This is a genomic window from Anaerocolumna xylanovorans DSM 12503 (genome assembly GCF_900143645.1).
GTDB lineage: Bacteria > Bacillota > Clostridia > Lachnospirales > Lachnospiraceae > Anaerocolumna > Anaerocolumna xylanovorans.
Genome location: NZ_FRFD01000003.1, coordinates 626,347 through 640,488, shown reverse-complemented (window position 1 = coordinate 640,488; position 14,142 = coordinate 626,347). Strand labels below are relative to the sequence as shown.

10 protein-coding genes are annotated in these 14,142 nt (G+C 41.2%); 1 reads left to right on the top strand and 9 read right to left on the bottom strand.

Annotated features, from left to right (window positions below; all coding sequences use genetic code 11):
- Positions 1-71 precede the first annotated feature (71 nt).
- The 5 genes from BUF11_RS02855 to BUF11_RS02835 all read right to left on the bottom strand — a co-directional run bounded on the left by BUF11_RS02855 (position 72) and on the right by BUF11_RS02835 (position 7,542).
- Positions 72-1,052: a D-isomer specific 2-hydroxyacid dehydrogenase family protein gene (locus tag BUF11_RS02855; RefSeq protein WP_073587891.1), complete on the bottom strand. Its 981-nt coding sequence runs from the start codon at positions 1,050-1,052 to the stop codon at positions 72-74.
- Between the two features lie 350 nt (positions 1,053-1,402).
- On the bottom strand, positions 1,403-1,828 hold the full coding sequence (locus BUF11_RS02850) for a DMT family transporter (RefSeq protein WP_073587272.1): 426 nt from the start codon (positions 1,826-1,828) through the stop codon (positions 1,403-1,405).
- A 95-nt stretch (positions 1,829-1,923) separates the two neighbouring features.
- Complete coding sequence (locus tag BUF11_RS02845) at positions 1,924-3,777, bottom strand: elongation factor G (protein ID WP_073587271.1); 1,854 nt, start codon at positions 3,775-3,777, stop codon at positions 1,924-1,926.
- A gap of 371 nt (positions 3,778-4,148) precedes the next feature.
- Positions 4,149-6,314, bottom strand: a complete 2,166-nt coding sequence (locus BUF11_RS02840) for a DNA topoisomerase III (protein ID WP_073587270.1) — start codon at positions 6,312-6,314, stop codon at positions 4,149-4,151.
- A 46-nt stretch (positions 6,315-6,360) separates the two neighbouring features.
- Positions 6,361-7,542: a serine hydrolase domain-containing protein gene (locus BUF11_RS02835; RefSeq protein ID WP_073587269.1), complete on the bottom strand. Its 1,182-nt coding sequence runs from the start codon at positions 7,540-7,542 to the stop codon at positions 6,361-6,363.
- 171 nt (positions 7,543-7,713) lie between these two features.
- On the opposite strand from BUF11_RS02835, the gene BUF11_RS02830 reads away from it, so the two are divergent.
- Positions 7,714-9,189, top strand: coding sequence for a methyl-accepting chemotaxis protein (locus tag BUF11_RS02830; RefSeq protein WP_073587268.1), 1,476 nt, complete (start codon positions 7,714-7,716; stop codon positions 9,187-9,189).
- Positions 9,190-9,269: 80 nt separating this feature from the next.
- Here the strand turns inward: BUF11_RS02830 and BUF11_RS02825 are convergent, their stop codons facing one another.
- The 4 genes from BUF11_RS02825 to BUF11_RS02810 form a co-directional block, all read right to left on the bottom strand.
- Complete coding sequence (locus BUF11_RS02825; RefSeq protein WP_073587267.1) at positions 9,270-10,529, bottom strand: Nramp family divalent metal transporter; 1,260 nt, start codon at positions 10,527-10,529, stop codon at positions 9,270-9,272.
- A 72-nt stretch (positions 10,530-10,601) separates the two neighbouring features.
- A complete protein-coding gene (locus BUF11_RS02820) occupies positions 10,602-12,707 on the bottom strand; it encodes a Na+/H+ antiporter (protein WP_073587266.1) in 2,106 nt (701 codons plus the stop codon).
- A gap of 214 nt (positions 12,708-12,921) precedes the next feature.
- Complete coding sequence (locus BUF11_RS02815) at positions 12,922-13,467, bottom strand: hypothetical protein (RefSeq protein WP_139243249.1); 546 nt, start codon at positions 13,465-13,467, stop codon at positions 12,922-12,924.
- Positions 13,452-14,075, bottom strand: a complete 624-nt coding sequence (locus tag BUF11_RS02810) for a DnaJ domain-containing protein (protein ID WP_073587264.1) — start codon at positions 14,073-14,075, stop codon at positions 13,452-13,454. The genes BUF11_RS02815 and BUF11_RS02810 overlap by 16 nt, the downstream gene beginning before the upstream one ends.
- Positions 14,076-14,142 lie beyond the last annotated feature (67 nt).

Sequence of the window (14,142 nt, the reverse complement as noted above, 5' to 3'; positions counted from 1 at the left end):
ATTACTATTAATACAGTTAGTATAGTATAAAAAAAACTGATTGTCAATAACAACCAGTTTTTTCTTACGACTTAAATTTCCTGTCTGCATACTCTGCCGCCATACATATCCAAAATCCCCTCAATGCCCCATGTAACCATACTGTCTATATTAGCCTTTGTGTAAAACGCCATATGCTGGGTCATAACAACATTGGGAAACTGCCTTAAATAAACCATATCCCTGTTCTTTAGAATATCTGTTTTCCTGTCTGCATGATATATTCCTTCTTCCTTTTCAAATACATCCAGTCCCAAGGCCCCTATTTTTTGCGACTCAATCCCTTCAGTTAATGCTTCTATGTCCATTAATTCCCCTCTGGCGGTATTGATGAGTATTACCCCTGTTTTCATCTTATCAATGGCTTCCTTGTTTATGAAATGCCTGTTTTCTTCCAGCAACGGCACATGAAGGGTTATGATATCAGAGACACGATATAATTCATCCAGGGATACATACTGTGCGTACTTTTTTCCTTCCTCCTTCTCCCACTTGTCAGAGGCGACCAGCTTACATCCAAAACCTGAAAGTATCTTTAGCACTTCCATGCCAATGTTCCCTGTTCCGATAACTCCTACGGTCTGATTGCCCAATTCCTGACCGGTCAGTCCAAAAAGAGAATAGTCGTTGACATTCTGCCGCCACATGGCAGGTTTGTAGTGGCGCAGGGTAAGCAGCATCAGCATAACTGCAAATTCCGCAACTCCTTTTGGCGGATAGCCTGCATTACATATCTTTAATCCGATTTCTTTTGCAAATCTTGCGTCTATATGGTTATATCCTATGGTCCTTGTTGAGATATAACCGGTACCCTGCTTTTTAAGTCCTGCCAGAAGCTCCTCATCAAGGCTGCTTCTTCCCAGAATACTAACTCCTTCACAGCCAGCGCAAAGCTTTAAGGTCTGCTTATTCAGCGTCTTTCCCGTAGTCACCAGTTCAATTCCGTGCTTTTCCTTTAATTCCTCTAACTTCTTTTTCTCATCCTGTCTTAATTCGTAGACCGCAATCCTCATAGCATCCTCTTTTCTGGATATCAAATCTTTGATTTGATACTCCTTCAATTAGTAGTTGAAAATTCCTTTTCAACACACCCTCTTTCCTGGATATCAAATCTTTGATTTGATACTCCTTTAATTAGTAGTTGAAAATGAACCCTTGCACTTCACCAAGTTAAAGCCAAAAAGAAAGACGGGCTGCAAAGCCCGTCTTTTGTAAAATGTTCAACATGAAGTTTGTATTTAAAATATCCCAAAGGAATCACCCTTTACTAATCTTTTAATGTAATTATACATAGAATGAAAAGAATTGCAAGTACACATTTGCTTTTACTTTTCATATTTTGCTTAATTTAGACATTCCTTACCTAATCTTTCAGAAACATGATGGTACCAACGAGAAATAGGATCATTCCGCCCATCTTTTTCAGGCTTATCTGTGCATCATTAAGAAATACATCCATTACAAGGCTGCTGGTAAGCTGACCTGCCAGAATCAGGATTAAAGCATTGGATATTCCAAGGGATGGAATTGACCTTGCAGACAGATAGATAATCGATGCTCCAAAAAATCCTCCTATCAGCCAGATGGGACGAACGGTAGTAATCTTTGAATACCTTGGTAAATTACCCAGAACAAGATTTATCAGCAATATAAATGACAGCCCTGTCATTAAGCTGTGAAGTGTCGCTATACTTGGTGTCAGGTATTTTCCAAGCTGGGAATTTATAGTTGCTTCAATAGTTGTTAATACTCCTGCTAAAATAGCCAAAAGCATGGAGATAATATTCATCCTGCTGCCCTCTGTACGATTACCTTATGTATAAAAGATATGTACGAGGTTCCAAGAATATACGAGCAGTTAATTCGACCTTCTTGAAGTATCTGCTACTGCTCCCTGTACTGCCAAAAGACCGTTTCAAAAATTCCTCTGCCTTCTGTTAAAGTAAATAATATCACGGAAAAATCTTTGCAGGCTTCTAACGTTACTTTACCTTTCATTATCATTTCCGTCTGGGTATACTTTGTTTCTTCCATAACAGCATTCATCCGAACCAGCTCAGTTATTATTTTCTTCTCATACCCCTGCGGCGCAGTAAGAGTATAGCTCATTACAGGCTCCATTGTTCTGGTGCCGATGCTTTTTAATGCTTCATAAACAACCCTTTCCGCCAGCCTTCGAAAATCCGCCGGAGTACTGGTAACACTGTCATAGTCAAAATACATAAAAGTAACCCTGGTATCTACCACTTCTCCAAACACTCCTTTGCGAATTCCTTTCTCCACTCCTTCTTTCACACCGTTTTGAAAGGACTTGGTGAGATCCCCAAAAGATACTTTTGTCTCATATTGAAAACCACTGCCCTCCTCAAGAGGTTCCAGTATTAATCCCACACCCGCCCGTAATAAATTGCCCGGGCTGTTCATGGGAACAATGCAGGTTACCTGATCCATGGGTTTATCCTTCTTAACAGTAGAAACACTGTCAAATTCCGCTTCCAGATGAAACCGTTCCTTCAGCAGAGACTGTAATATCTCTCTTTGCAGATTTCCAAAGAGTTTCAGTTTGATTTCTTCCGTCTCTTCATCAATATTCAAATCCAGATAAGGATCCTCCATAGCCAATATCTGCAGGGCTTCCAGCAGTTCTCTTCTGTTGGCAGCCGGTATGGGTCTGACACCAACCTTTAATAAAGGCTCTGTCTGGGAAATCGTTGGAAGTTTGGTTCTCTCACCCATCCAGTCTCCGCATACCAGCTCCTTTACATCCAGAAGCACAGCCACATCCCCTGCTTCCACTGCTGCTTTCGGTACCAGACCACCCTTTTCCAGGCCGAACAGATTGCGTATCACCATCTCCTGGCCCTCCCTTTCGATAGAAATATGGTTCCTCAAAACCATCTCTCCCGAAAAGACACGGGTAAAACACAGTTTATGATGATGCTCGTCAAACAATATCTTATAAACATAAGCAGATAACTGACTGCTTTTATCTGCCCTTGGCATAAACCACTTACCGACAGCTTCCATAAGTTCTTTAATGCCCACATTTTGAAGGGCTGCCCCATGATATACAGGGTAAAGCTTTCCGTACCTGTTACGGGAGCGGATGACATTCTCATAATCTTCTATGGTAATCGTTTCCTCATTCATATACTTTTCAAGAAGCTTCTCTGATTGCACGACAATCTGTTCCGAAAAGTCTGTCTCATTAAAGCTTCTTTTTGAAATTTCATAAGTCTGCCCTACTAAGCTGTATTGGTATGCTACCTTTTGCATCAACAGATAGCTGTCAGTCAGCTGCTGGTGTATCTGCTCATATACTTCTGCCAGATTTACCCCCATGCGGTCTATTTTATTAATAAATAAAATAGTTGGAATTTTCATTTGCTGTATTTTATGAAAGATAGCACGTGTCTGCGGTTGAACGCCTTCCTTTGCAGATATCACCAGAATCACTCCGTCAAGCACTGACAAAGATCTCTCCACTTCTGCAATAAAGTCCATATGCCCCGGCGTATCAATCAGGTTAATTTTATTTTCCCCGATCAAAAAGGATACCGTTGCCGAACGGATTGTCATTCCCCGTTGCCTCTCCAACTCCATGGAATCCGTTGTAGTAGTTCCGTTATCTACATTTCCCATGGAATTTTTGATTCCACTATGATAGAGAAATCCTTCCGTTACAGTTGTCTTACCTGCATCCACATGTGCCATTATACCAATATTTAATTTTTTCATTATGATCACCTATTCTTTCCTATCATTGATTTAGGTAATCAGCAGCTTCCCTTATGAGAACGGGCGGGTCGCCTGACGTGGGGAATCCTGTTTAAATTTGTACGCAAAAAACCACAGTCATCGACTGTGGTCATAGTTTACTATTATAGATCTATTGATTCATCCTTAGGATAAAAATAATAGATTATACAGGAATGCCAAGGTCGGCTGATTGCATCTTCACTATTCTGTTCTCTGTACTATTAAGCTTGCGCATATTTCAGCCTCCTTAACTTTATTTACCATTATAAAATACAATATTTGAATACAAATGTCAACTAAAATAAAAAATTTATAACAGCATCTGCTCCCGTTACATCAGTCCGAAACTTTTACTTATCCAACTTGATTTTAGCAAAAGCGTCTGCAAATGCTGTATTGAGAGGTGCCTGTTCTTCTTTCTCTATCTGGTTCATGTATTTTGCTACATCCTTTTTGCTGACGCCTGCTCCTTCTTTTTTGCGCCTTTCCTGAAAAGCCGCCAGTTTTTCTTTGTGGCCGCAGGAACAGGTAAATGTCTGGTTTTCTCCCTGCCCTGCCAGTTCCATTTTCTTATGGCAGACCGGGCATCGGGCATTGCTGGTTCTGGCTATGGTTTCCCGGTGTCCGCATTCACGGTCCTGGCATACCAGCATTTTACTGTTCTTACCGTTAACTGAAAGCATATTCTTACCGCAGACCGGGCATTTCTTATTCGTCAGGTTATCATGCTTGAAATTGCCTTCATTTTTCTTTATCTCTTCTACTATCTCTCTGGTATAGGCGGTCATTTCATTCATCAGTTCCTGTTTCTTTAGACTTCCCTTGGCTACTCTCGCAAGCTTCATTTCCAAAGAAGCTGTAAGTTCCGGTTTCTTCAAATCTTCCGGCACTAACTTAAGAAGCTGTTTTCCTTTGGAAGTGATAAAGATATCTTTTCCCCTTTTCTCCATAAGAAAAGAATTAAACAGTTTCTCTATAATATCAGCACGGGTTGCAACCGTCCCAAGTCCCCCGGTTTCACCCAATGTCTTAATAAACTCTTTGTCCTTCTGCTCCAGAAAGTTAACGGGATTTTCCATGGCCGAAAGGAGTGTAGCTTCGGTAAAGGGAGCCGGGGGCTTTGTTTTTCCCTCTGTTTTTTCAAATATGACCGGCTTTAAAATTTCGTTTTTAGAAAGCTTTGGCAGGCTTTCATTCTCTTCCGAAGAATTTTCATAAACCTCTTTATACCCAAGAACTTTCGTAATCTTTCCCTTTGCCGTAAATTCTTCGCCTTCCACCAGTACTTTCACAGTGGCTTCCTCATATTCATAGGGAGGGTACAAAACTGCCAGAAAACGCCTGACTACCATATCATAAATCTTTCTCTCATCGGAGCTCATATTCTCCAGGTTGACATATTGCTCTGTGGGTATAATGGCATGATGATCGCTGACTTTCTGGTTATCTATAAAGGAAGAGTTTGTTACAATGGGTTTTCTCGTTAACATGGCAGCAAGCTTCTTATAAGGTCCGGTACTGATTGCTTCCAGCCGTTCCTTTATAGTCCCCACAATATCCGTCGTAAGATATCTGGAATCTGTACGGGGATAGGTTAATACCTTGTGATTTTCATATAAACGCTGCATGATATTTAAGGTTTCTTTTGCAGAAAAATCATAACGGGTGTTAGCTTCTCTTTGGAGCTCTGTTAAATCATATAACCCCGGCGAGTAGGATTTTTTCAAAACGGTACCTACCTCTTTTACTACCCCTTCCTTCCCCTGGAGCTTCTTCAGCAATTCTTCTGTCCGGTTCTTATCATAGGAGGTGCTGCTCTGGGTTTTAGCATCCCGCCAGGTAAGGGTCATGCCATTTACTTTACCGATTAATCCATAATAGGGAACCGGGATGAATTTTTTAATATCCTCTTCTCTTTTTGCTATCATTGCCAAAGTAGGCGTCTGAACACGCCCGCAGGAAAGGCTTGCATTATATTTACAGGTCAGGGCTCTGGTGGCATTCATGCCTACGATCCAGTCTGATTCCGCTCTGGTGGCAGCTGCCTGATAGAGGTTTTCATATTCTTTTCCGGCTTTTAGATGGGTAAAGCCTTCCCTGATTGCTTTATCTGTCACAGAGGATATCCATAATCTCTTAACCGGCTTTTTATTGCCTGCCTTCTCAAGGATCCATCTTGCCACCAGCTCCCCTTCCCTGCCGGCATCCGTAGCAATAATAACTTCCGACACATCCCCACGGTGCAGCTGTGTCTTCACCACTTGATATTGCTTGCCGGTCTGCTTAATAACCACCAGTTCAAATTTCTGGGGCAGCATGGGCAGATGCTCCATTTTCCATTCTTTGTATTTGGCGTCGTACTCCTCCGGATCAGCCAGGGTTACCAAATGTCCCAAACCCCAGGTAACAACATAATTATCTCCCTCCAAGGCACCGTTTAAATTCCTCGAACATCTTAACACTCTTGCTATATCTCTACCCACAGAGGGTTTTTCTGCAATTACTAATGATTTCATGTATAACTCCTTTTTCTAATCTCTGTATTCAGAATACCTCATTCCGTTATTCACTGCAACTGCTGATAATAATATTCCGTAACTTCCTGGTAATTTCCATGGTTCCGGCATCTGTCTTCTGGGTCATAAAGAGGAAATTCAGATTATCCACGGGGCAATTAGCAAAGTAACAGCCAAGCCAGCCATCCCAGCCATATTCCAAAGGACTTCCTATCGTTCCGGCTTTTGTGGTGTCTGTCATAACCCGCATCAGACTGCCATAGCTGTGGCCTTCCAATTCAAGCCAGGGCTCCATTCCTTTGTACTGCTCTGCAGTTAACGACTTCGATGTCATATAGGCAACTGTTCTTGGGTGCAATATGGAAACTCCCTCTAAACTCCCGCCATTCATAAGCATTAAGGAAAATCTGGCATAATCATCAATAGTGGATACCAGTCCTGCACCTCCGGCCTCATAAGCAGGCTCCCTGTCCATGTTTTGAATAACTCCAAGGTTATTGCCTGTATACAAGGTTAATCCCTTCTCATCGTCTGCCCCATAAGTATTTGCCAGGCGCCCTTTCTTTTCTGCCGGTACGTAAAAGCCGGTATCTTTCATTCCCAAAGGTTCAAAGATTTCTTTTTTCAGGAATTCACCGTACTTCATCCCGCTTACCGCTTCAATCACCGCCGCAAGTACATCCGCACTGGTGCCATAGGCCCAAAAATCTCCCGGATGGAAAGCCAGCGGACACTTTCCAAGCCTGTTTGCGATTTCAATGGTATTTAGTGCATTTTCTGTTAACAGTTTTTCATCTATCTCACGATATACTGCTTCCGCTGCCTTACCTGCTTTACCCTCTCCGCCGTAAAGAAGTCCGGAAGTCATATTTAATAAGTCCTTTATACGCATTTCCCTGTTTGCCGGAACAAGGGTTCCATTCTCCTCTACCAGCTGGTTCCGAAATCCCTCCAGGTATCTTCCTACCGGCTCGTACAGATCTATTTTCCCTCTCTCCGTTAAAATCATTGCAGCAGCTGCCGTGATTGGTTTCGTCATGGAAAACAGTCTAAAAATAGTATCCCTCCTAATCGGGAGCTGTTCCTCTCTGGAAGCCAACCCATCCTCATGATAGAATACTTCCTTTCCATTCTTAAAAATCAGCAGATTAGCACCTGGAATTTCATTCTTTTCAATGGCAGTACGGATTGCTTTTTTGATGTTTGAAGTTTCCGGATTATTCAGCATGCCTATTGTCCTCTCTTCTCTTAAAGTGTATATACTTCTATTATATCCTTTTGAAAGTCTATTACAATGTATTATTTCAATAACCGGCTTGTACTAAAATATCCGTTGCACAAGTCAATCCAGCAGACTATAATAATCTTAAGCTCCATACAAAAAGAAAGGAAAGATACTATGCCAACGCTAAAAAAATCCTGTTCAGAGATGGGGGACATTCTTCATTATGTAGAAAGTATGATGTCCGGTGCAAACCTTGAATCCCCTCAAAGTAACCATCCAATTCACCAGAAAGCTCTCAATCATTTTAATAAGCTATTTGACAATGAACATAAAATGTCAGACGCAGTAAAGGATATAATGGATCTGGCTTCTTCTATAAGTACTTTTGATGTCGGCATGACCTACATATCCAATCAATTAAGCGAATTTTCCTTAGAACTGGCAAGTTTAAGCGAATCAAATCTTGCAATTGTAGAAGAAACCACAGCAACTATGAATTCCGTTTCCGAAACCATTGATAATACAGCTGATACCCTACAGCAATTATCAGAAGATTCCAAGTCATTGGCTTCCCGCAACAAAGAAAGCAAGGATCTGCTTGTTCAGGTAAGCGGTTTAAAAGAAAATGTTGTAACCGATACGCAGAATATGGCCGGAAAAATCGACCAGTTGCTGCAGCTTGCAAGTGAAGTCGGGAAAATCGTGGATAGTGTCCAGACAATAGCAAATCAGACAAATTTACTTGCTTTAAATGCAGCTATCGAAGCAGCCAGAGCAGGTGAACATGGTAAAGGATTTTCCGTAGTGGCCGAAGAAGTAAGGAAATTGGCGGATGACACCAAGCACAATCTTGATGACATGAGAGTATTTGTAGAAAACATCCAATCCGCTGCCAATGAAAGTAAGGGCAGCCTTAACCGTGCTTTAACCTCTACCGGACAAATGAGTGAAAAAATTGATCTGGTATCAGATACAATGGGTGAAAATATCAATATGCTGGAAGGTGTTATAAATACGGTAGAATCCATCAATGGTTCCATGCAGGGAGTTAAAGTTGCCGCTGTTGAAATAAACCGTGCCATGGAAGCCTCCAGTGAAGATGCACAAAAACTGAATTCCATGACTCTAAGCATCCAAAAAGATGCTGCTGAAAGCGTTAGTTACGCTAAGAGTATTTCAGCCATCGATGATAAACTGTCTGGCCTTGCCGGCAATTTATACAAAGGGTTAAAGGGCACAAGCCATTCCATAACAAACGACGACATATGTACCATCCTGGAAAAGGCAATAACAGCCCATAAGGACTGGACGATTAAGCTTCAGTCAATGGTAGATACCATGACCTTGCTGCCGATTCAGACCAATCCCGGTAAATGTACCTTCGGACATTATTATAATACCTTAAGCCTTAATCATTCTTCCGTTATTAATGACTGGGAAACGATTGGTAAGCTGCATAAGGAATTCCATTTAAAGGGTGACCAGATGATAGAAGCTATCAAAAAGAAGGACAGGGATAAGGCTTTACATATCTTAAGGGATGCACAGAACCTTTCTTCCGAACTGATTGGATTGATTCAAAAATTATCAGAAAAGATCAGAGAATTATCCAAAAACGGCATAAAATTATCCTCTGAACAGCAATCGTAAACCTAAAAACAGCCCCATGTCCTTTGGTAATTGTAAGACATGGAGCTGTTCTTTTTAGTCTCCGCACAATACATGCTTTCTTAGATAAGATAACTTGTAAAAAGCATCAGGTTTAATACCGTCAGTATTATTGCAATAGCCCACAGGATGATGTTATGAAATAAGCTGTTCTTATATTTCCCCATGACCTTTTTAGAGGATGTCAGGTAAATCTGTAAGAATACCGTTATGGGAAGCTGAATACTAAGCAGCATCTGACTGTAGACCAATCCCTGAAAAGGATCCTGTATGAAGAATATTATCAGGGTAGCTATCGTAAGGATTCCGACAACTCCAACCTTCGTATGCCTGTCCTTGATATCATAAGGCTCTCCAAACATTCCCGCAAAGATTGTTCCTGCCGCCATTCCTGCTGTCATAGTAGAAGAAATACCGGAAAACAGTAATGCAATTCCAAAGATAACCGCCGCAAGACTGCCTACTATCGGAACAAGCATTTGCTGTGCCTGCCCTAATTCTACTACCTTAATATGCTGAGTAAAAAATGTGGTTGCGGCAAGTATAATCATTGCACTATTAATAGCCCAGCCTATAATCATAGAAAGCAGGGTATCTAAAAACTCATATTTCAATTGTTTTTTAATAACAGAATCGTCCTCCAGATTCCATTGCCTGCTCTGTATAACTTCTGAATGAAGGAATAAGTTATGCGGCATAACAACAGCTCCCAAAACTGCCATGACAATCGGCAGGGACCCGGCCGGAAATTGAACAGTGGTCCAGCCTCTTACAGCCTCGTGCCAGCTGATATGTACTACGCTAAGCTCATAAAGAAAGGATATGCCAATGATGGAAACGAACCCTATGATTACTTTTTCCAGCCTCTTATAGGTATTCGTAAACAGCAAAAAGACAATAACCGCAAATATTATAACGGAGCCTGCTTTTATCGGCATCTTAAAGAGCAGATTGAGTGCAATAGCTCCTCCTAATATCTCTGCCATTGCAGTAGAGACAGCAGCTACCAGCCCGGTGGAAAGAACAGTCTTTGACAGCCAGGGTTTTAAGTGTTTGTTAGCTGCTTCTGAAAGGCAATCTCCAGTTACAATCCCAAGATGCGCAACATTATGCTGGAGCAGAATCAGCATTATGGTAGAAAGAGTAACCATCCAGAGCAGTTTATATCCGTATTCAGATCCTGCTGCGATATTGGACGCCCAATTACCGGGATCAATAAAGCCTACGGTAACCAAAAGCCCCGGACCGATATACCCTAACATTTCCCTTAATCCAAAAGACGGATGATGCCCCTTGGTATTTAATACATTTTTAAATTTCATGCCTTTACCTCCCAGATATACTTTAATCCCTGTCCTTTCCCTTTGTCAATCCTTAGAATTGAACCTTCTACTTTATGAAACACTGGTCTGCCGTAACTGCAGTTCCATTAAGGCTATGTCACTGCGCATTTTCCGGGCAGTTTCCCAGGATATTCTGCCTTGCTCATACATGGCCTGTATTCCATCTCTCTCCATCTGAAAGCTTAAAGACACTAAGTCCTCCTTGTCATCTATTCTCTCCGCGGGGGGAATACCCTGATTTCCCTGCCCTTGTCTGTTACCGGCAAGATATGTCCTGCTTGTTAATAAAGCTTCCAGCCGTTCATATTCTGATATCAGCTTGTTAACAGCCAAAGTATCCTCACTGTTCTTTCGTTCCTGCAGCCGCTTTAATACATATTCATTATTTAAGTGTTTTAGTGTTTCCATCTGTACTCTGTGGACGGCAGGATTACCTGGTATAAACCCGCGCTTTTTTATATGTTTCATATTTCTTATTACTCTACCTATATGGGAATAGGAGTAATATTCCTTCCTGTCATTTTTTCTGATGACTTTACTAAGAAAATCCAGATAATGGCGAGCAGCAGCTTCTTCGATTTCATTATTTTTCAACAGCAAATTGGTATAATCCTCTTCCCAGGCCAGAACTTCATTTCTTAAGTTTCTCTCTTCTTTCTGGCTGGATTTCTTATAATTCTTGTCCCGAAGTTCCTCTGATCTTAACATCAGATTCCTTATGACCTTTCCTATCTGGAATTTGTTTTCATCCGTTATCAATTCACTCATCTGCCTGATTACATTTTCAATAATTTCAAGGCAGGCCTCTCTTTCCTCCATACTTGCTTCTTCTATGCCATCCTTCTTTAATAAAAGGGGCAGGAGGAAATTCGCGATAAGCAGCGAGCATAAAATCACACCGGCAGCAATAAATATGATAAGGTCTCTTTCGGGGAATGCTTTTCCGTTACTTAGTATAAAAGGCAATGACAGAATTGAGGCTAAGGTAACACTTCCTCTGACTCCTGACATACTTATAACCAGATTTGTCCTGATTCTACTTAACTTCCCTCTTTCTGTTATTTCAATTGCAGATGAGTTTTTTTCCTGCAATCTATTCTTCTTACTATTTCTCCCAAATCCCTTTTCTACCAAATTATTTTCCGTAATATCTCCTATGGTAAAGAAGGACCAAAGAAAGCGGATTAACATCATTGCTGCAGTAATTGCTAAAATGAACCCAATAGTCTCCAGATTGCTGATGCTTACATCACTCCAAATTACACTTATAATCTGCGGCAGCTGCATGCCAAGAATCAGGAAAACCAGTCCGTTTAGAGCAAAAGCCAGCGTGGACCATACACTTTTTGAGGCAATATTAAGGGTGGCTGTTTCAGGGTTTATTTTTCTCCCCTCAAAGGAATGGATAACACCGGATATTACAACGGCTAATATTCCGCTGACTCTGCACTCCTCTGCTGCCATATATATCAGAAAGGGTGTAAGGAGACCTATTAATAAATGAAAAGTAATATTTTCCATACCAAGTGACCGGACCCACTTTACAAGGAGGTACTTAAGTCCCGTCATAAGAACTCCGATAATTACTCCGCCTAAAGCAACATAAAGAAACTGGATTCCTGCATGTAACAGAGAAAAAGTGCCGGTAACCATAGCTGCAACGGCAAATTGGAAGCTTACGATACCGGAAGCATCATTGATTAAAGCTTCCCCTTCCAGCAGATTCTTAATTCCTTCCGGTATTTTGATTCGCTTTCCCAAAGAACTGACAGCTACCGCATCCGTGGGGGCCAGTGCTGCTGCTAATGCAAAGGCTGCCGCCAGAGGAATGGATGGAATCATATTATGTATTATGATACCCACAACGGCTACCGTAAAAAATACAAGTCCCAAGGCCAGCATAATAATGGGCTTTTTTAAATCCCAGAGCGACTTCTTATCTGCCTGCATTCCGTCATGGAACAGCAGAGGGGCAAGAAAAAGTATCAAAAACAACTCTGTGTCAAACTTAAAATGATACATAGAAGGCAAAAGTGATAGAACTATTCCCAATAAAATCTGAATAATCGGAATAGAAAAGGAAGGAACAAAGCGGTTAATAAGATTCGATAGCAGTATTGCTCCTAACATCAGCAAAACACCGTAAAATAGAGCCATATAATCATCCTTTCTTATTCTCTATTATTGTCTTTTTCAGGCTTTCTTATAAGCTGCCCGTTTTATGATTAATTACCAAATATAACAAGGTACCTTTCTATTTATTTATATTAATCATTCCCGGCACCTCTGTCAAGAACTTTCTAATCCAAAAAAACAAAAAGATGCTGCATGACCTGCTTTCTATCTCTGTTAATCATGCAACATCTTATATTTATTCATTCAGTTTTAGCTTTCTCCGTACCTTCTCCCACATATTTCCCTGGAAGTACCGGTACCCTTTGTCATAGAGAAACAATATAACCTGCCCTGCGGCAAGCATCACCAGGAACAGTCTCGTATCCAGCTTTCCCGCATAGATAAGCTTTGGGGCAAAAATAAGCAGCGGTACATATATCAGATTGAAAGCTATATATTTAAGAATCCAAAGAAGTTTACTTTTAACAGCCATACTCTTCATCTGAAAAAGCTTATCATATATCAGCTCCGAGACCAGAAGATAAAAAGCCATAGCCCCGTAGGTAATACAATAAAGCTTATTTGGTGCAAGCAATACCGAAAGAATGATGCTTCCTGCAAAAAATCCGAATCCTATGGCAAAACCGCCCTCCCGGTAAGCAATTCCAACACCGAAGGAGGCAAGTGCCAGTAAAAACAGTGTATTAAATTCAAGTACACCGCTTAATATAATAAGCACTACCGCTAAAGCCATCAACAGACTTAAAAATGCCAGCTTTCTCGTTCCTAGAAGCATTGACACAAATCTCCTCCCATACATTCGCACAGGCTATCAGCCACACATAAATCACAGCAGAAGTTACCGCTTCCGCAGCCGCCTCCGTAACCGCCATAGGTCTGATTTCTGGTAGTATTATAGCGCCTTCCCTGCCACTCCATCTGGTTTAGCAGATTCCTGTATTCTACATTATTGGGTTCCATATTAACAGCTTCTCTTGCATGATTTAAGGCTACATAGTTATTCCCTGTCCTGTTGTTTGCAACAGCACTGTAATAAAACCATCCGGCTGTTCTTGGATAAATTCTGTCCAGCTCATTTAAAGCTTCCCTGTAACGTCCTGCTGTCAGGTAATCGTATACCTTATTTAACTGCGGGGAATCACCATAAGCACTATCAGGTTTTCCGTAAGAAGCATTACCACCGCCTGAATAGCCGCCTTCTCTTTCCTTCATAATCTGATCATAGGCTTCCTGCACTTCCTTGAACTTCTCGGCAGCAAGGTCAGCCAATGGATTATCCACATTGGAGTCCGGATGATATTTTCTGCTAAGTTCACGGTATGCTCTTTTTATTTCATCATTAGATGCACTGGGAGACACTCCAAGTGCTTTATAAGGGTCAGTCACCATTTCTTTTACCACCAGTTTTTTATTTTTGCTTTTGTTTTCATTTTTTTATTTTATCATCTGGCAAGCC

Coding starts and splice junctions, on each gene's coding strand:
- BUF11_RS02850 (WP_073587272.1), bottom strand. CDS start 1,828: ATGAATATTATCTCCATGCTTTTGGCTATTTTAGCAGGAGTATTAACA.
- BUF11_RS02820 (WP_073587266.1), bottom strand. CDS start 12,707: ATGGCTCTATTTTACGGTGTTTTGCTGATGTTAGGAGCAATACTGCTA.
- BUF11_RS02835 (WP_073587269.1), bottom strand. CDS start 7,542: ATGCTGAATAATCCGGAAACTTCAAACATCAAAAAAGCAATCCGTACT.
- BUF11_RS02845 (WP_073587271.1), bottom strand. CDS start 3,777: ATGAAAAAATTAAATATTGGTATAATGGCACATGTGGATGCAGGTAAG.
- BUF11_RS02825 (WP_073587267.1), bottom strand. CDS start 10,529: ATGAAATTTAAAAATGTATTAAATACCAAGGGGCATCATCCGTCTTTT.
- BUF11_RS02840 (WP_073587270.1), bottom strand. CDS start 6,314: ATGAAATCATTAGTAATTGCAGAAAAACCCTCTGTGGGTAGAGATATA.
- BUF11_RS02810 (WP_073587264.1), bottom strand. CDS start 14,075: ATGGTGACTGACCCTTATAAAGCACTTGGAGTGTCTCCCAGTGCATCT.
- BUF11_RS02830 (WP_073587268.1), top strand. CDS start 7,714: ATGCCAACGCTAAAAAAATCCTGTTCAGAGATGGGGGACATTCTTCAT.
- BUF11_RS02855 (WP_073587891.1), bottom strand. CDS start 1,052: ATGAGGATTGCGGTCTACGAATTAAGACAGGATGAGAAAAAGAAGTTA.